At 54.4% G+C, this 19,695-nt stretch carries 14 protein-coding genes; 13 read left to right on the forward strand and 1 reads right to left on the reverse strand.

Going from position 1 to position 19,695, the window contains the following annotated elements:
• Positions 1-160 precede the first annotated feature (160 nt).
• From KJW29_RS32390 to KJW29_RS32420, 7 genes are all read left to right on the forward strand, one after another.
• Entirely contained in the window at positions 161-3,991 is a 3,831-nt protein-coding gene (locus KJW29_RS32390) for a TIM-barrel domain-containing protein (protein ID WP_246608469.1), read from the forward strand.
• Positions 3,992-4,336: 345 nt separating this feature from the next.
• Positions 4,337-5,329, forward strand: a complete 993-nt coding sequence (locus KJW29_RS32395; RefSeq protein ID WP_214627701.1) for a Gfo/Idh/MocA family protein — start codon at positions 4,337-4,339, stop codon at positions 5,327-5,329.
• Positions 5,330-6,005: 676 nt separating this feature from the next.
• Positions 6,006-6,149: a hypothetical protein gene (locus tag KJW29_RS32400; protein ID WP_214627702.1), complete on the forward strand. Its 144-nt coding sequence runs from the start codon at positions 6,006-6,008 to the stop codon at positions 6,147-6,149.
• A gap of 154 nt (positions 6,150-6,303) precedes the next feature.
• Positions 6,304-7,653 (forward strand): extracellular solute-binding protein, encoded by a 1,350-nt coding sequence (locus tag KJW29_RS32405; protein WP_214627703.1) that lies wholly within the window; start codon positions 6,304-6,306, stop codon positions 7,651-7,653.
• A 162-nt stretch (positions 7,654-7,815) separates the two neighbouring features.
• A complete protein-coding gene (locus KJW29_RS32410) occupies positions 7,816-8,721 on the forward strand; it encodes a carbohydrate ABC transporter permease (RefSeq protein ID WP_246608470.1) in 906 nt (301 codons plus the stop codon).
• Positions 8,722-8,765: 44 nt separating this feature from the next.
• Complete coding sequence (locus tag KJW29_RS32415; protein WP_246608471.1) at positions 8,766-9,659, forward strand: carbohydrate ABC transporter permease; 894 nt, start codon at positions 8,766-8,768, stop codon at positions 9,657-9,659.
• Positions 9,660-9,743: 84 nt separating this feature from the next.
• Positions 9,744-9,926 (forward strand): hypothetical protein, encoded by a 183-nt coding sequence (locus KJW29_RS32420; protein ID WP_214627704.1) that lies wholly within the window; start codon positions 9,744-9,746, stop codon positions 9,924-9,926.
• Between the two features lie 243 nt (positions 9,927-10,169).
• Here KJW29_RS32420 and KJW29_RS32425 read toward each other — a convergent pair whose 3' ends face one another.
• The gene (locus tag KJW29_RS32425; protein ID WP_214627705.1) at positions 10,170-13,076 is read right to left on the reverse strand and encodes a glycoside hydrolase family 66 protein; all 2,907 of its coding nucleotides are present in this window, start codon (positions 13,074-13,076) and stop codon (positions 10,170-10,172) included.
• 334 nt (positions 13,077-13,410) lie between these two features.
• On the opposite strand from KJW29_RS32425, the gene KJW29_RS32430 reads away from it, so the two are divergent.
• From KJW29_RS32430 to KJW29_RS32455, 6 genes are all read left to right on the forward strand, one after another.
• Positions 13,411-14,262 (forward strand): helix-turn-helix transcriptional regulator, encoded by an 852-nt coding sequence (locus tag KJW29_RS32430; RefSeq protein ID WP_214627706.1) that lies wholly within the window; start codon positions 13,411-13,413, stop codon positions 14,260-14,262.
• Positions 14,263-14,413: 151 nt separating this feature from the next.
• Positions 14,414-15,793, forward strand: a complete 1,380-nt coding sequence (locus KJW29_RS32435; protein WP_214627707.1) for an ABC transporter substrate-binding protein — start codon at positions 14,414-14,416, stop codon at positions 15,791-15,793.
• 25 nt (positions 15,794-15,818) lie between these two features.
• A complete protein-coding gene (locus KJW29_RS32440) occupies positions 15,819-16,742 on the forward strand; it encodes a carbohydrate ABC transporter permease (protein WP_214631417.1) in 924 nt (307 codons plus the stop codon).
• Positions 16,735-17,568 (forward strand): carbohydrate ABC transporter permease, encoded by an 834-nt coding sequence (locus KJW29_RS32445; RefSeq protein WP_214627708.1) that lies wholly within the window; start codon positions 16,735-16,737, stop codon positions 17,566-17,568. Before KJW29_RS32440 ends, KJW29_RS32445 begins: the two co-directional genes overlap by 8 nt.
• 14 nt (positions 17,569-17,582) lie before the next feature.
• Positions 17,583-18,545: a glycoside hydrolase family 43 protein gene (locus tag KJW29_RS32450; RefSeq protein ID WP_214627709.1), complete on the forward strand. Its 963-nt coding sequence runs from the start codon at positions 17,583-17,585 to the stop codon at positions 18,543-18,545.
• Positions 18,546-19,622, forward strand: a complete 1,077-nt coding sequence (locus KJW29_RS32455) for a family 43 glycosylhydrolase (RefSeq protein WP_214627710.1) — start codon at positions 18,546-18,548, stop codon at positions 19,620-19,622.
• Positions 19,623-19,695: the final 73 nt, after the last annotated feature.

Consider the following 19,695-nt stretch of genomic DNA (forward strand, 5'->3'; position numbering starts at 1 on the left):
TCGGCAAATCTGTCGAAACAGCGTTTCCATAACAAAAGATACCGAATCGGAATAATATGGAATTTTAATAGGATAGCGCTTCCATTATGCTAGAGCTAGATTCGTGCGGCAGCCGAACATGGGCATGGGTCTAAATCCATTGTGGAAGGTGGCATGTCATGTGTTAAGGGTAGAGTCTCGCGCAATTGTTTATGTCGTTTTGCTCTCGATGGTCTTTTCGCTGATCGGTATCGCTCGTCCGGGCACGACGCTTGCTTACGTAGGGGCGCTGGGAAATGTAACGGGAGCCTCCGTATCGGGAGACTCGGTTACGCTGACGATCGACAACGGCGCGGAGCCGAACGACGACAAGCTCATTATCGACGTGCTCAAGAGCGACATCGTAAAGGTGTCGTACCGGCCGAACGATGTATCGCCCAGCCCCGATACGCCTATGATTGATCCGGGCAAAACCTGGAGCGCCGTCGGGGCGACGATTAATACGTCGAGCAACCCCATTACCATCGTGACCTCCGAGATTCGGGTCGAAATCGCGAAGACGCCGGCGCGCGTTACGATCAAAAAGGCTGACGGCACGACGCTGCTGTGGGAGCCATCGGGCGGAGGCGTCTTCTACGACGGCGTCCGGTTTATGCGGAACTCCGGCGACAACATCTATGGCATTCGCAGCTACAATGCCAACGAATCGGCTCCCGATCTGCTTCGCAACTCCAGCACCCATCCGGCGCACGCCGGCAACCAAGGGGATTCCGGCGGACCGCTCATGTGGTCGACGGCCGGTTACGGCCTGCTTGTCGACAGCGACGGGGGTTATCCATACTCCGACACGACGGGCAAGCTGGAATTTTATTACGGCGGCACGCCTGATGAAGGACGCCGCTACTTCAAGACCGACGTCGAATATTACGCCATGGTCGGCTCCCCGGAGGAGATTATGGCCAGCGTCGGCGAGATTACGGGCAAGTCTCCCATGCTGCCCAAGTGGTCGCTTGGCTTTATGAACTTCGAATGGGATACCAACCAGACGGAGATGACCTCGATGATCGATACGTATCGCGCGAAGGACATTCCGCTCGACGCGTACGGACTCGACTATGATTGGAAGAAATATGGAGATACGAATTACGGCGAGTTCGCCTGGAATACGGCCAATTTCCCTAGCGCCGGCACGACGGCGCTGAAGACGGCGATGGATGCCAAGGGGATCAAGCTGATCGGCATTACGAAGCCGAGAATCGTGACGGAAGACAGCAGCGGCAACCGGACGACGCAATACAACGACGCCAACGCGGCGGGGTATTGGTATCCGGGACATGGCGAATACAACGATTATTTTATTCCCGTAAAGGTACGAAGCATCGATCCTTACAACGCGGGCATGCGCGCCTGGTACTGGGATCACTCCGAGGACGCTTACGACAAAGGTATCGTGGGCTGGTGGAACGACGAAACGGACAAGATCGCTTCGGGCTCGGCCCAATGGTGGTTCGGCAACTTCTCGACGACGCATCTGTCCCAAGCGATGTACGAGGGGCAGCGCGCTTACACCAACGACCAGGCCCGCGTCTGGCAGACGGCGCGGACGTTCTATCCCGGCGCCCAGCGGTACGCGACGACGCTGTGGTCCGGCGACATCGGAGGACAGTTCGAGATGGGCGAGAAGGTCGGCTGGGCATCCGGCATGAAGGAGCAGCGCACGGTCATGCTCTCGTCGGTAAACATGGGACAGCCGAAGTGGGGCATGGATACGGGGGGCTTTAACCCGAACGACAGCAATCCGAGCCCCGAGCTGTATGCGAGATGGATGCAGTTCGCGGCGCTTACGCCGGTGTTCCGCGTCCACGGCAATTTGTACCATCAGCGGCAGCCGTGGTTTTATGGCCCTACGGCGGAGGAAGCGTCGAAGGCGGCGATCAAGCTGCGTTATTCGTTGATCCCGTACATGTACGCCTACGAGCGGGAAGCATACGAGACGGGCAACGGTCTGGTTCGCCCGCTGCTGTTCGATTATCCAAACGATCCGGCGGTCAGCAACTACGTCGACGGCTGGATGTTCGGCCACTGGCTGCTGGCTGCTCCGGTGGTGGACAAGGGCCAGACGGTCAAGCCGATCTATCTGCCGGCGGGTACGTGGACGGATTATTTTACGGGCAAAACGTATGCGGGCGGTCAAACGATTCAGTACGCGCTAAACGCGGACGACTGGTCGGATATCCCGCTCTTCATCAAAAAAGGCGCCATTATTCCGACGCAGGAGCCTCAGGATTATATCGGCCAAAGCGCGGTTACGACCGTCGATGTCGATGTTTTCCCGGATACGGCTGCAACCAGCTTCACGTATTATGATGACGACGGCGGCAGCTACGATTACGAGAGCGGCGAAATCTTTAAGCAGACGTTGACGGCGCAGGATAACGGCGGCAGCGGGGTCAGCTTCTCGGTAGGAGCCAAGACGGGCACGTTTGCGCCGGCTCTGCAAAACTACATCGTGAAGATCCACGGCAAGGCCGGCACGGGCGTAACGCTTGGCGGCTCAGGGATGACCTCTTACGGCGATCTTGCGGCGCTGCGCGCGGCATCCGGCGAAGGCTGGACGACGGGACGCGATATCTATGGAGAAGTGACATACGTCAAGGTCGCGGCCGGAAGCGGCTCCGCCAAAAACATCGTCGTCTCGGGCACAGGCGCGCCGGCCGCTACGGCCATGAAGCTGGAAGCGGAGCAAGCTTCGTTGTCGGGCGCCACGCCGGCTACGCAGGCTGCCGTCAACAACAATCACGCCGGCTACTCCGGCACGGGCTTCGTGGACAAAATCGAGAACGACGGCGCGTCCGTTACGTTTTACGCCGACGTCAAAGCGGCAGGCGACTACGCGGTCGATCTCCGTTACGCCAACGGCAACGGTTCGGCGAAGTCGCTGAGCATTTTCGTCAACGGCAAGCGCGTGAAGGGGACAAGCCTCGCGAACCTGGCGAACTGGAGCACTTGGGGGACGGCGACGGAAACCGTTCCGCTGGCGGCAGGACGAAACGCCATTACGTACCGCTATTATGCGGATGCAGGAGACACCGGATACGTCAATCTGGACTATATCTCGGTGCCGTTCTACCCGTCCGTCGGCAAGTACGAAGCGGAGGGAGCCGCCCTGTCCGGCGGAGCGGCGACAAACAAAAACCATGGGTTCCACAGCGGCACGGCTTTCGTGGATACCATGACGGCAGTGGGGGCGGCGGCAACGTTTAAAGTGAATGTTCCGTCCGCCGGCAGCTACCAAGTGGCGCTTCGTTACGCGAACGGCACGGGCAGCACGAAGACGCTTAGCACTTATGTCAACGGCGTCGACGTGGCGCAGGCCAGTCTGCCAAGCCCTGGCGCGAGTTGGAGCGCATGGCAGGATGTTTCGCAGTCGCTGACCTTGAACGCGGGAGAGAATACGATCGCCTTCAAGTATGACGCGGCGGACAGCGGCAACGTCAATCTCGATCGGATTCTGGTATCCCCGAGCTCGCCGGGAACGCCGCAGTCGGAGCTGAATTTGCTCGATAACGGCAGCTTCGAACGGGTCGGGTATAGCTCGGCCTGGACAGAATGGCATCCGAGCGGACAGGCGCTGGCCTTCGGCGTCGACAGCGGATCGGGCACGCATCCTCCGACATCGGCTTGGCACAGGGACGCGAGGGCGTACTTCTACTCCGCAAGCGCGTATCAGCAGAGTATTCACCAAGTGGTGAACGTGCCGGTAAACAACGCGAACTACAAGCTGGAGGCTTGGGTTCGCATGCAATACGCGACCCCTACGACGGCGAGAGCGGAGATTACAAGCCATGGCGGATCGGCGATCTACGCGAACATTCCGAATACGGGCGAGTGGGAATATATCAGCATCGATAATATTAATGTAACGAGCGGCTCGGTCGACGTCGGCTTCTATATCAACTCGCCGGGAGGCACGGTGCTCCATGTTGACGACGTGCGGTTGACGAAGCAATAAAGGAGAGACGGGTCATTTCTCCGAAATCGAGGCAATTCCGTTAAAGCCAGCGCCTGCCGGGCGCTGGCTTTTTGGCGCGCGAGGAGCGGTTGCGGGGAGGGTTGACCAGGGGCATTTGATTCGATCGGGACAGTTGGGGCGCCTGGACGATTGGTTCGTGGGAGTTTGAGTTTGGGGCGTCAGTGCGGCTAGCGCTGCGGAAATCGTCTTCTGTTGCCGCTGAGAAGAGCTGCTTGGTTCGGCCAACCCGTCGCTCTGCAAAACTAGCTTTTCCATCCCGGAGCCAACAATGGTAGAATGGAAAGCAGTACCAATCCCATAGCGATGAGAGAGGAGCAACAACATATGAGCACGAAACCGGTCAAATGGGGCATTCTGGGCTGCGGCGGCATCTCGTCGAAGTTTGCGAACGACTTGAAGCTGGCGGAGGGAGCCGAGCTGACGGCGGTAGCCGCGAGGTCGCTCGACAAGGCGCAGGCGTTTGCCGAGAAACATGGCTTCGAGCGCGCCTACGGCAGCTATGAGGAGTTTTTTAACGACGCGGACGTCGAGATTGTTTACGTCGGCACGATTCACCCGCTGCACAAGGAGCAGGTACTGGCTTGCCTGGAAGCAGGCAAAGCGGTGCTGTGCGAAAAGCCGTTCACGATGAATGCCGCGGAAGCGGAAGAAATCGTACGCGCGGGACGCGACAAAGGTCTGTTCGTCATGGAAGCGATGTGGACGCGCTTCCTGCCTCCGATCGTGCAAGTGCGCGAGTGGCTGGAGCAAGGATTGATCGGCGAGGTCCAGCTGCTGAAAGCAGACTTCGGCTTCGACGCGGGGTGGAATCCGGGGGGCAGGCTGCTGAACAAGGAGATCGGCGGCGGCGCGCTGCTGGATGCAGGCATCTATCCCGTTTCCTTTGCCTCTTTTGTATTCGGCGAGCAGCCGAGCGCGATCCATAGCAGCGCGGTGATCGGCGAGACGGGCGTAGACGAGAAGTTTTCGGCGTTGTTCGAATATGAAGGAGGCCGTACGGCCGTGCTGAACGGCGCGGTACGTCTGCAACTGACGAACGAAGCGTGCCTCTACGGAACGAAGGGTTACATCCACATCCCAAGCTTTCTCTTCGGCAAGTCGGCAAGCCTTCACGTCCGCGGAGAGGAACCCGTGCATTTCCAGGATGATCGCACGTACAGCGGCTACAAGCATGAAGCCGAAGCCGCCATGGAAGCTTTGCGCTCCGGCAGGACGGAGAGCGAAGTCATGCCGCTTGACGAGACGATCTCCATCATGGGCACGATGGACCGGATGCGCAAGCAATGGGGACTCACGTACCCTGCGGACAACCAGTAACTTATAACAGAAAAACAAACCATGCTTGCGCCTCTGTATGTCCGGGGCCTCAAGCCGCGTTTTCAAGCGGGGACAACTTGCCGCCTGAGACGCGGCTTTTTTAGTTGTTGCCAGGGGAAGAGCGGTCGGCAAAGATTATAGCGGAGAAATCCGCAATAATGTGCCGAAGCTGGTGGTCGGCGGGAAATATGGTGGAGAAATCTACTATAATGCTGTGAAGTGGGAGAGCTTCAGCGATGATTGTGTATTTTTTTTATACACATCAGCACTAGCACTAGTTGCACCCGTCCGCGTCCTATTGTACTCGCTTTTTCATACACATTAGCTCGCCCGCGCCCGTTCGTGCCCCATTGTACTCGCTTTTTCATACACATCTGCCCGCCCCCACCCGTCCGCGTCCTGTTGTACTCGCTTTTTCATACACATTAGCTCGCCCCCGCCCATCCACGCCCCATTGTACTCGCTTTTTCATACACATTTGCTCGCCCCCACCCGTTCACGCCCCATTGTACTCGCTTTTTCATACACATCTGCTCGCCCCCGCCCATCCACGCCCTATTGTACTCGCTTTTTCATACACATCTGCTCGCCCGCGCCCGTTCACGCCTCATTGTACTCGCTTTTTCATACACATCTGCATCTGCTGGCGGGAATTATAGCGGAGAAATCGGCTTTAATGTACCGAAGTCAGTGGTTGGCCGGAATTATAGCGGAAAAGTCCGCTATCATGCTTCGAAGCCGGCGCATGGCGCTGCATATGGCGAAGTCACATCAGGCGGCGGACTATCGCAGCGGCGAGCAGTATCTTATGTTCCGATAATCGGAGAAAAACGCACCTTTTTACTGGAAAATCCTGCATGAGCGTAAAAAAGATGAATAAAAAGCACCAAAAGAAGTAGTTAGTCAATCGGAGGACCCCAGCCCGCAGCCCTATAATGAAAGCGTACTCACACATCGATGGAGGGGATCAAGAGATGAAACTGAACATCAAGTCGGCTGCCAAGCCGATGGCGGCAGGGCTCGCGGCAATGATGGTGCTGACCGCATGCAGCGGCGGCAATAACGGTAACAACGGAGGGAACGGGGCGGCAACAAGTCAGCCGAGCAAACCGGCGGCGGAGGAAACGGCGAAACCAACGGAAAAGCCGGCGGATCCCGTCACAATCGAATTCTGGCACGCATTCGGCGAGGGCGAAGAGAAAGTGCTGCTCGATGAAGTGATGCCGAAGTTTAACGAGAAGTTCCCGCATATTACCGTAAAGTCGACGCGCATGCCTACTGAGAACCTGGATCAGCAGGTCATTACGGCTGCCGCGGGCGGAGCGGTGCCGGACGTTATGCGGATGGACAATACGTGGATTCCGAGAATGGCGAAGGAAGGCGTGCTGCAGAAGGTAGACGGCTTCCCGGGCTTCGATCAGGTCGTGGCGGATTCCTTTAAGGGGCCGATGTCCACGAACTATTATGACGGCAGCTACTACGGCGTGCCGCTCGATACGAATACGAAGATCGCGATCTATAACAAGGAGCTGCTCACGGAAGCGGGAGCTTCGGCCCCGCCGGCTACAATCGACGAGCTGGTGGAACTGGCGCGCAACTTAAAGGCAAAGGGCAAATTCGGCATTACGATCGGCGGTCCGGACGCCTGGAACATGCCGCCGTGGTTCTGGTCGCTGGGCGGCCGCATTACGGACGACAACTACACGACGGCGACGGGACATCTTAACAGCGACGCCAGCGTGAAGGCTCTCGAGACGATCATCGGCTGGAACGACGAAGGGCTGCTGGCTCCTCCGATCCTTGGCGGTCAACCGGGCACTTGGGAAGGGCTGCGCGGCGAGGAAGGCAAGCCGGCCAGTTATATGATGATTAACGAAGGCCCATGGTTCTTCAGCATTCTGGGCGATGCGGTCAAGGACAACATGATCCCGGCCAAAATGCCGAACGGTCCGGACGGCGCAAGCCATTCCGTCATCGGCGGTCAGAACATGGTTATCTTCGAAGGCGCCAAGCAGCCTGATGCAGCCTGGACGTTTACGCAGTTCATGCTGACGGAGGAGATTCAAACGCTCATGGCCGTGAAGACGGGGGCTATCCCGACGAACGTGGCCGCGGCGAATGCCGAAGAGTTAAAGAGCGTGTACTATCTCGGGGCTTACGTTGCCGAGATGGATACGGCACTGGCACGCACGCCAAGCGCGAACTGGAATCAGATCAGCGACGTGTTCGGCAAGGCTTTCGAAACCGCGATTCGCAAGGAAGCGTCCGCGAAGGACGCATTGGATAAGGCGGCGGCAGAAATCGACGCGCTCCTCAAAAAATAAGGCCCTCCGGGCCCGGAAGGATGGCGGCGGCCGGCCTGTGCTGGCCGCCCCTTTTGATATCGGGAGGATTCGATCGGGTTTTCCACGCAATAATCGCTGCCATTAGATCGCGAACATTCGTCTCGCCTTGGAAGTAGGCCTGCCGTTAGGAGGTAACTAAACATGAACAAAGTGAGCAGAGGGCTCAAACAATATATGCAGGTCGCGCCGTTTCTGGCGCTAGGTTTCATCATGACATGCGTGTTCGTCTTGTATCCGCTCGTAAAGGGCATACACATCAGCTTCTTCGAATACAAGGTCATCAAGCCGGAGCAAAGCGTATTTCTTGGCTTCGACAACTATAAAAAGTTATTTAACGACCCTAATGTCTGGGTCGCGTTCCGCAATACGGTGCTGTTCGCCATCGTGACGGTGCCCGGCCAATGGGTGCTCGGCATTTTGGCGGCGATGATCATCAACTTGCAATTCATTCGTTTCAAGGTATTTTTCCGGCTCGTGTATTATTTGCCCGTTATCAGCTCGTGGATCGTCGTCAGCTACTTGTTCCAATTTCTATTTAGCGACGGCAGCAGCGGCATCGTCAACTATTTGCTTACGGACGTGCTACGAGTCACGAAAGACCCGGTCGCCTGGCTGCAGAATACATGGAGCGCAAATATCGTCATCTGGCTGCTCAGCATATGGAAGGGCGTTGGCTGGGTCATGATTATGTATCTTGCCGCGCTGCAATCCATTCCGAAATCGCTCTACGAGGCGGCGCAGATTGATGGGGCGAGAGGGCCGACGGCTTTCATTCATATTACGCTTCCGCTCATGCGCACGATGACCGCTTACGTCGTCATTAACCTCATCATCGGCGCGTTTCAGGCGTTTATCCAGGTGTTTCTCATTACCAAGGGCGGTCCGCTGGATTCCACGCATTTGGTCAACACGTATATGTTCAAGCACGCTTTCGAATATTTCGACTTCGGTTACGGCGCCGCGATCAGCGTCATGCTGGGACTGCTCATCTTCGTCATTACGTACGGCAACCAGCGGACGTTCGGCAAGGAGCGGATCGAATATTAGGGCGGACAGCCGTCGTTTGCGCATAGCAAGAAAGGAGACCTCGTATGAATACTGCCGTACCCGCAAAACCTGGCACAGGAACGAATTCGAAGCGGCATCGATCAAGCCGCGCCAAGCGAATGGCGTCCTGGCTAGCCCATATCGTGCTGATCCTTGGCATCGGTTTCGTGATCGGGCCGTTCGTCTATATGATTTTAACGTCGATCACGACGGACAACTTTAGCCTGCCGAGCCCGCAAAAGCTGCTTAACAGCGAAAAAACGCTGGTTAACTACGTGGAGGCATGGAATAAAAACAACTTCTCCAGCTATTTCGTCAACAGCCTGTTCGTTTCTTCGGCTACGATGATCTTGTCGCTTTCACTGGCATGCACGACTGCCTATGCCTTCGCGAGATTTCCGTTTCCCGGTAAAGAGTTCCTGTTCAAGCTGTTCCTGTTCTCCATGTTCGTCCCGGCCATCCTGAACATCATTCCGCAGTTCACCATTATTAAGTCGCTGGGGCTCGTGGATACCTACTCCGGTCTGATTCTGGTCTACATTAGCACCGGCGTGGTGGGCAGCACGTTTTTCCTGAGGGGATTTTTTGAGCGGATCCCGACGGAGCTGGAGGAATCCATCGTCATCGACGGCGGCAATCGTTGGACGATCTTCCGCGCGATCTATATTCCGCTGTCGCTTCCGGCTATCGGGACACTGGGAATCTTTGCTTTCTCCGGTACCTGGGACGAGTTTATTCTGGCCTTAACGCTGATCAAAACGGAGGCCCAACGCACATTGCCCATCGCGCTGCAGCTATTCCGGGGCCAATACGCGACCTACTACGGCTTGTTTTTCGCGGCTTCCATGATGGCTTTGATGCCGATTATCGCGATCTTCGTTATCTTTCAGAAACAATTCGTCAACCCGAACCTGTCGGAGGGCAGCGTAAAGGGATAAGCTGGATTGTGCTAATTGCTGTGACATGAGATAATCAGCATGACAAAATAAATTAAATTGACAGTATCGTTTGGAGGTGCCATCTTGAAGCAATTCCCTGTCAAGTTTGGAGAGGGAGGACGAGTCGTCATCCCTTCCGAACTTGTGTTGCTCACCCGCAAGCAAGCTATTCAATACGTGCAGGAGCAAATGGCGAAGTACGAGATCGGTGACCGGGTTCTGTCGCAGGAACTAATCGAAGATCGCAGGAGAGAAACTCAAAAATAAAAAGCAGGGTATGGACCGGCTGCGCGAGCCGAGAATCCATACCCTGCTTTCTTATTGGCGATAAATCCCTCCTTTAAACGCGGTCGTTCATCTTCGAAAGGCCGAGGGTAGAGGATTTCTCAAATTATAGGAAAGTTAAGTTTTTTCCATACTTGGCCTATAATTCTCGGAACGAAACGCGCCGCGCCGCCTAAGGACGGCGTAGCCGTTTCGCCTTGCATCCGCGTGCCTGCCAACTGCACGCTAGCTCACATTGATCCCGAAGTCCGTCCCTTCCCATCTGTCCGTGCTTGGTTCCAGGACGCCGTTGTTGTTGTCGTCCCACAGGAACGTAACGTCGACCGCGGTGCCCGTGGCGAACGGTCCGATGGACGTCTCATGATCCAGATTGCCGTCCAAGGAGCCGTTGCTCCGGAGCGGCGTATCGGTCACGCCCGTCCAGCCGTTCACGCCCCAGTGCACCCAGCCCGGCAATCCCGTTCGGAAGGTAATGCGGTATCCGGCAGGTACGCTGACAATTTGACGGTCGAACTGCCAAATGTACGTCTTGTCGAGATCCAGATGATCGAGGTTGATTGCCCCGGCGTTGCCGCTCGTCTGCCATAGAACAATGGTGTGGTGGCCGGGCTCCAGACGCGCGGTGATCTCGCCGTAGCCCCATGTGCTCCAGGAGCCCGTGCTCTTAAACGAAACGGTGGCTGCGAGCTTGCCGTCGACGTACACGTCCCGGGTTGCGTCGGAGCCGCCGTTGGCATAGCGGAAGCGCAGCGCGTAATCGTCGGAGGCCGTCGACTTCACGACGAAGGAGACGCCGTCATTTGTAGAAGAGAATCCGTCGACGAAGCCGCTGCCCGTATAGCCGGCATGATTCGTGTTCGTCGAGACGTTCGATTTGATCGCCGTCTCCGCCTCGTAGATATCGTTAGCCGGCACGCTGAAAGAACGTTTCATGTAGATCATGTTCCAATACTTCAGCTCCGGCACCGTAAAGGAAACGTATTTGCCGCCGGCATCCGTGCCCGAAGTGAAGGTCAATTCCTGCGTCTCCCCGTCGCTCAGGTCAGGCGAGGCGAGATAGACGTCCGTAATCATTTCGTCCGCGCCGATGTAGATTTTAGCCGGAAGATTGGTCTGGAAGCTTGGCTGCGACGCCGTATTGCGCCATTGGTTATCATTGCCGAGCAGATTAATGAGGTGAACGATGTTGTAATCCGACGTCCTTTTATTGATATACCAGACCGTGTTGGCCGATCCGTCGCCGCTTGCGCTGACGCCCGTCAGATTCACGAATTGCGAGCCGGTGTCGTTAGGGACGACGTCCGGGTCGAACAGCAGGTTCTCGTAAGCCGTGATGAAGTTGTAATGATCCTTCATCGCGTTTTTGAGCGAGCTTCGCATCGTCTTGCTTCGATTCGGATAATATTCGTGCGGCAGCATCTGGTTGTCGTCGCCAAGCTCGATATGCGTCGCGCCGCTTGCCGACATCATGGCATCCGCCAGGCGTACGGAATGTTCGTCGAACGTGCCAAGCGTCAAGCTGTCGAGGTTGACCGCGCCGACGTTGCCGGATTCGTACCGCAGCTCCACGGTGTGGGCTCCTTGCGTCAGCGGCACCTGGTACCAGGCGTCGTGCTTCCATGTCCCCCAACTGCTCTGGTTGAAGAAATACAGCTTCTGCACGAAGTTTCCGTCCACGTACAGATTAAGCGTCGAATTGGCTCCGGTGTTGTTGCCGTAACGGAATACGAGCGAATAATCTCCTGCCTCGGGAGCGTTGATCGCAAAGGAAACCTTATCGCCGTTGCTTGCGAACTGGTCGACAAACCCGCTCCCCGTGTACCCGGCATGATTCGTATTCGTCGCGACGTTCGTAAGCGACGCGCTCTCCGCTTCGTAACGCGTGCCGGCATTGTCGGCATAGTTCATGTAGGCTGCCAGCACGACCGCTTTGTTGCCGCCGTTCGCGCGCAGCTGCTCGATATAGTTTTTAAGCTGATTGTAGCTGTCCGAGAGGTACCAGATTTCGCTGTACAGGAAGTCGAGGTCGGCGTTTTGGCTTACATCGTTTACCGCCCATCCGTTTACCGTGCCGTCGACGATATTGTATGTCAACGTGTCGCGGGCAGGGTTGTTGGCGGTAAGTACGCTTTTGGCCTGGTCCAGGAACGGCGAGAAGCGTGTGGAGAGATCGATGGAGTTGCCGTTGTAATCGTACACGTTGCTGCGCTGGCCCATCTGGTCCACGTGGATGCCGTCGAAGCCGGCGGTGTTGATGGCATCGATATATTCGGCATGGATATAATTTTGCCAATTGGGATTTTGCGGGTCGAACATATAGAGGTACGTGCTGCCGTCTCCGAAGTCTACGTCGAACTGGTTCGAATGGGAGGAGTCCTCGTAGATGCCCCAGGTCGGACTGATGCCGAGAGGCGAATAGTTTTCACGGGAGGCGTAGATCATGGCGTAAGCCATCGCCTGGCCGTTTACGTCATGCACCGCGTCGATCTGATTCTGAAGGGTAGACCAGGAAATTTCGCGGTTGAACAGGTCCAGCCAGGTGGAATCGATGCTGCCGCCGGTGCGCTTGATCATTTTGTCGTGCCGCCACATCCAGTCGTAGAACTGCCAGGCGTTAATGTGGTAATCCTGCGCAAGCTGATCCACCTTGGCCTTGCTCTCCAATGCCGTCTCGCCGGACTCGAATTCGCTAATATACCCGTATCGCGGATATTTCGTGAAGTCGCTGGAGACGTCGATCGCCGTTGCTCCTTGGCCCAGAGTTCCGGCATCGATCCGGACGAAGTAGCCCCTAAAGTCCGTGGATGGGGCCGTCCAAGTGAAGGTCAGCGTCGTCGATTGCCCGTTTGTTAACGATAAGGATTGGGAAGAGGTGTACACCGAGTTCTCCAAATGAAAAATTTCCAGTCGGGCGGCGCCGCTCCAGCTTGAGCCGGTGCCGTTTTTTGCCTGCACGCTGATCGAGACTGTGTCGCCCGGATTATAGCGGGCTTTGTCGGTGTACACCCGCTCGATGCCGCCAGAGCCTGATGCTAGCGCTTGCGGGGGAGGGGATACGACGGATGCGACGCACATAAATAACAGGGACATCGCAAGCAGAAGGGAAAGCCGTCTTTTCCTTAAAGCGTACATAAATCTCACCATCCTCTTCCATAAAGGTTGGCAGGGAATAGGGGCATCCAAACCGCGTCTATCGCAGAAGAGCAGGTCGGTATCATCATGGGGAGCGGAAGCGGCCCTTAAGCTTGTCCGAGTTCCCGGCACTTTTATTGTATCGGTCGGTAGGCTCTATCTGCGAGGTTCTATTTTTACGATTTGGTATTTTATATTCGCTATTTTCCAGAGAGAGGAAGTTCTATACTAGGTCGAAAGCGAATGATAATGTAGCACGAGCCTCCTGTTGTCAACGCTTTCAGCTTCCACTACAATAGAATTAGCATCTAATAATGAAAGTCGGGGATCGTATATGGGGCGTGCCTTCGTAGAACAAATAGAACATTTTGCACCTCATGTATTCCAGGCCCTGGAGGGTGAAGGGCTGTATCGTTCGCATTCCCACGAATCAGACGAGCTAACTCTCATCTTGGACGGAGAAGGCAGTTACATGACGCAAGGTCATAACATCCTTGTTGCAAGAGGCGACTTGATTCTCATCCCGGCTAATCTGTTTCATGGATTCGTGTGCTTGAAAGCGTGGAAGGGGATATCCGTCCACTTTTTCAAACAGGAAGTCCCTTCGTATTGCCAATATCTGGTTGGAAATGCTTTTCAACAAAACCCGGATCATATTCTTGTTTCCCGGTTGAACGGATGGCAGTTGGATAAAGCGGAATTGGCTTTGAAACAATTAGAAGAGGAATGGTCCAGACGAGAGCAAAGCGAATTATGTTACGATCTAATGCGAAACGCGTTTGAATCGCTGCTTCTCAGTTATCATTCAAATGCGTCGGAAGCGATGAAGGCTTCCCGAATCGAGCAAGGCAGCGATAATCAGATCCTACAAGATGCTTTAAAAGTGATTCATTCTTCCTACCAAACGGGACTGAAAATATCGGACTTGGCTGCGCATTATTTTTTGTCCGAAAGCATTTTCCGCAAGAAATTCACAGAAATGGTCGGTATATCGCCGAAACAATATATTATCAGTCTACGGTTAAATGAAGCCAAGAGACTGCTCCAGCATACGCACAAGCCCATTGAATGGATCTCCTCCGAAGTTGGTTTCACTTCATCCAGCCGCTTTCATGAACTATTCGTCAAACATTTCGGGAAAACTCCGTTGGAGTGGAGAAAGAGTGGAGAGGCTGGCTCGAATTGAACGAACAAATACGAAAACGACCGTCGGAAACGGCGGTTTTTTGTTTTTTTTGGATCGCAATCGGAAGCGTTTCCATGAACCGTTCATAATCGGAAGTTGATAAACTAAAGATGCAAAACAATAATCGAATGGACAAAGAGGGGGAGAGCAAATGAAAGCAAAAAAAGCAATATGTACGACGGTATCCCTTATCGTGTTGGCAACTGCCGCAGTCGGCTGCGCAGGCACGAAAGAGCCCAACGCCAGCAAAAATGTCAATCAGGGTACAGACAACAATAACGCTGCGGTCGACAACGACGGAGCAGCGAATACAGGCGATAAGGTGAAAGTTAAATTTGCCGGCTGGGGAGATCCGTCCGAGAAGCAGGTATTCGATCAGCTGATCAAGGACTTTGAAACCAAAAACCCTACGATCGATGTGGAATATATGCACATGCCAGCCGATTACGTTGGCAAAATGAACACCATGCTGGCTGGCGGAACCGCTCCTGACGTATTGTATGTACCGGATGGCGACTTCGGCAGATGGGTAAGCGCGGGCTTGTTGATGCCGATCGATAATTACGTCGAATCCAGCAATATCGATATCGGGGATATGTGGGAATCGGGCCTCAAGCGTTACAAGTATGACGGCAAAAAGACAGGGGAAGGCGAGTTGTATGCTTTGCCTAAAGATATCGGCCCCATTGTCTTGTATTACAATAAGGAATTGTTTGACGCCGCTGGCGTTCCTTATCCCAGTGCGGAAAATCCAATGACGTTCGATGAGCTGCTCGAGACGGCCAAATTGCTTACCAAAGACGAGACCGGCGACGGCAAGCCGGAGCAATACGGCATGGGACCGGCTTGGTGGGAAGGCTGGATCTGGGGCAACGGCGGCAAGATCCTAAGCGACGACCGCAAAGAGTTTATGATGCACGAGAAGGCTGCAACCGACGCGCTGCAATTCGCTGCGGATCTGCGGAACAAGCATGGCGTTTCGCCTGACACCAGAGCGCTGCAAGCGATGAACGACGGTCAAATGTTCGAGACCGGCAAGCTGGCGATGATGCAGCAAGGCCGCTGGATGGTGCCGACTTATCGGAAGCTGGACTTTGATTGGGATGTTGCGCCAAATCCGACAAACGGCCAATGGGATGGTCATAGCGGTTCAGTCGGGTTAGGCATCTATAGCAAAACGGCTAATGCGGATGCGGCTTTCAAATTGGTGGAGTATCTGGGCGGTCCGGAAGGGCAAAAGCTGCAATCCGAGATGGGCTTTGCCATTCCGAGCTTCAAGTCGATGGCGAACAGCGATGTGTTCTTGCAGCCGGGACAGAAGCCTGAGCATGCGGAAGTATTCGTCAAAGCGGCAGAGGTTCAAAAACCAGGTCCATGGACGAACCTTCCGAATGCCAAATGGTGGGATACGCTGAATCAAAACCTGGCTCAAGTATGGGATGGAAGAAAAACGGCCGAGGCTCTTATGAACGAGTTGAAGCCGGAAATTGATAAATTGATTAAAGAAGGAAACCCGAAATTGTTCGAATGATGGAAAGGAGGGGACGTAGTTGATTATGACGGAGGTCTCCGAGAATCGACCCGTTCAACCGAGCCGCAAGGCTAAGCGAAAATTCAACAAAGAGTATCTATGGGGATATTCGTTCGTCGCTGCTCCTATCCTGGGATTTATGCTGTTCGCATTTATTCCGATCGGGTATTCGGTTTATGTGAGTTTTACGAAATACGATGCGTTTAATCCGCCGACGTTTAACGGTGCGGACAACTACGCAAGGCTTTTGCTGGAAGACCCGTTATTCTGGAAATCGCTAGTGAATACGTTATATGCCGCGATCGGCATTCCGATCGGAATGGCGGCTGCGCTTGCGATCGCGATTGCCCTGAATCAAAGGATAGTCGGAATCAAGTTTTTTCGAATGGTATTTTTCTTGCCCACGATATGCTCTGTTGTCGCGCTGACATTGCTCTGGAAGTGGATCTTTAATGCGGATTATGGCCTGCTTAATTACTTGCTTGGCTTGATCAACGTATCTGGACCCGCGTGGCTCAACGATGTTCGTTGGGCCATGCCTTCCATGATTATTCAAGGCGTGTGGGCCGGTCTTGGATTTCATATGATCTTGTATTTGGCGGCGTTGCAGGGCGTGCCCACAACGTTGTATGAAGCGGCCGAGATCGACGGTGCCGGGAGCTGGAAGAAATTCCGTTATGTGACCATTCCCGGAATATCGCCAACCACTTTGTTTATTTTGATCACGGCCGTTATCGCGGCTCTGCAGGATTTTGTCCGGTTTATGATCATGACCGAAGGCGGTCCGGAATATTCGACAATGACCATTGTGTATTATTTGTTCCAGAATGCGTTCCGTTACATGGATATGGGTTACGCTTCCGCTATGGCATGGATACTCGGAATTCTGATCATGATCATCACCTTGATCAACTTCTGGCTGTCCCGGAGGTGGGTGCACTATGAATAATAAAGAAAACAAGCTCGGGAGATTATCGGCGTATGTCTTTCTGATTGTCGGCACGGTCTTTATGCTTCTGCCCTTTCTCTGGATGTTCTCCACATCGCTCAAGCTCGAAGGCAAAGTTTTCGAATATCCGATTCGCTGGATTCCCGAGCCGATCGAGTGGAGCAATTATGTAACCGTATTGACGGAAGCCCCTTTGTTCGGCGGTCTGATGAACACCCTTATTATCATTTTGCCGCCGATGTTCGTCGGGCTGCTTACCAGCGCGTTGGCCGCTTACGCATTCGCCAAGCTTCGATTCCCGGGCCGAGAGTTTCTGTTCGTTGCGCTGCTTACGACGATGATGATTCCCGGCGTGGTAACGATGATTCCAACCTTCATCTTGTTTAAGACCATCGGATGGCTGGATAGCTGGAAGCCGCTAATGATACCCGGCCTGTTCGGATCGGCGGCATGCGTATTCTTTTTGCGTCAATATTTTCGAACCATTCCGTCCGAGCTGGAGGATGCGGCGAAGATCGACGGCCTGAATCCGTTCGGCGTATTCGTTCGGATTATGCTGCCGCTGTCCAAGCCGGCGCTCGCCGCGCAAGGCATATTCGGATTCCTGGGCGGCTACAACGATTTTCTAGGACCGCTCATTTATATCAACAGCCCGGAGAAATTTACGCTGCAGCTAGTTCTGGCATCGTTCCAGGGTTATTACGTTTCGAATTGGACTTTAATTATGGCCGGATCCGTTCTGGCGCTTATCCCGACGGTGATTCTATTTTTCTTTGCCCAACGCTATTTCGTTGAGGGCATCACTATGACCGGGCTGAAGGGATAGGGAGGAGATAAAGCATGGAAACGGCAAGAGAGACTACATTTAGGAACCCGATTTTGGCTAACGGAGCAGATCCGTGGATGTACAGGCACACGGACGGACATTATTACTTCATGGTGACCGCAGGGAATCGTCTGGAAGTGTTTAAATCCCGTTCCATGAGCCGCATTGCGGAAGGAGAGCGCAAAGTGGTATGGCTGCCGCCGGCCTCCGGAATGAACAGCAAAAATTTATGGGCGCCGGAGATCCATTATTTAAAGGGAAAGTGGTATATCTACTTTACCGCGAATGACGGCGGCGGCGACGATACTCGCAGAATCTATGTGCTCGAGAACGATAACGATGACCCGCTAGACGGGCAATGGATCGAGAGAGGCGCGGTCAACACCGAATTCGCCGGTCTGGATGGCAGCGTGCTGGAGCACCAAGGAAAGCTGATATTTATGTATGCGGGATACGGTCATTACCCGGCATACGGTTCGGCGATCTATGCGGCCGAAATGGAGAATCCGTGGACGTTAAAAGGCGAGAACGTGCTGCTGACAAAGCCGGAGTACGAGTGGGAGCAGCAAGGCGGTATGGCGATCAACGAAGGTCCTTGCTTTCTGAAGCGGTTCGGCAAAGTGTTTTTGATCTATTCGGCCAGCACCTGCTGGTCGGATGATTATGCGCTCGGAATGCTGAGCGCACCCGAACACAGCGATCTCTTGAATCCGTCTTCCTGGTCCAAGAGCGAAACGCCGGTATTCCGCAAATCCGTCAAGAACGGCATATTCGGGCCCGGACACAACAGCTTTACGGTTTCCCCTGACGGGACAGAGGATTGGATCGTGTATCACGCCATTCCGGAATCCGGCGGGGGGAGCGAAAAACGGGGCACGCATATCCAGAAATTCGGTTGGTCCGAGGAGGGAGAACCGGACTTCGGGGTTCCGGCTTCGCTAGATACGGATCTTCCGGTAGCCTCGGGTGACGAGTAAATGGGCAGAGTTTTTAAGGCAAGTCGTCGGGTCTGGATCGGGTTCCTATTGATTCTGTGCGCTGCAGCAGTCGGAGCGGTCTTGGTATGGATACAAGCCCGAGAGGATCCGGGCGAGCCTGTTCCGTATACCAATCCGGTTTATCGGTCCGACGCGCCGGATCCAACCGTGTTGAAGGCTGACGATGGGTATTATTATGCTGTTACTACCCAAACGACTCGTAACGGAACGTTTACTCCTCTTCCGATTTTGAGATCGAAGGATATGGTTCACTGGGAGGAGAGAGGGACCGTCTTCAAGGTGGAGAACGTGCCGGATTGGACCGTTTACAATTATTTTTGGGCGCCCCATATCACCTATTATGACGGGAAGTATTATGTATACTATTCGACGATGCTTAATGACGACGATGAATCCACCGGTATGGGGATCGGCGTTGCGGTGGCGGATCATCCGGAAGGACCCTATAAGGATAAGGGAGAACCGGTGCTCGCGGGAATCAGCTTCGATACGATTGATCCGTTCGTGTACGATGACGAAGACGGCAAGCGCTACATGTACTGGGGTTCCAACGGCATGCCTATATATGCGCAGGAGCTATCTGCCGACGGAATGAGCGTTGTCGGCGAGAAGACGGAAGCGATATGGGCTGGGCAGTTTGATGTGCGCGACGGCTATGACAAGCTGGTCGAGGCGCCTTGGGTAATCAAACGAGCTAATTATTATTATATGTTTTACTCCGGCGATTACTGCTGTCAGGATAGCGGCCACAACGCACATTATGCAGTCATGGTTGCAAGATCCGAATCGCCGGTCGGTCCGTTCGAGATTTATGACGGAAATCCGATTCTCGAAATGAATAATCAGTTTCTGGCGCCGGGGCATAATGCGGTGATTCAGGATGATGCAGGGCAGGATTGGATGCTTTACCATGCCTATGATCTGATCCATCCCGATGTATCGGGACGAGCCATGATGCTTGACCGAATCGACTGGCTTAATGACTGGCCCGTCATCAACGGCGGACAAGGGCCAACCTCCGAATTGCAATCGGAAGGCCCGGTTATTCAACGTTAGCGGTAGAAGGAGAGCGTCCTTTTTGGACGTTCTTTTTTTTGTTGGAATCGCTGTCAAAAAGGAGTATTATGGG

The sequence above is a fragment of the Paenibacillus agaridevorans genome, from assembly GCF_018604145.1.
In the GTDB taxonomy this organism is placed as follows: domain Bacteria; phylum Bacillota; class Bacilli; order Paenibacillales; family Paenibacillaceae; genus Pristimantibacillus; species Pristimantibacillus agaridevorans.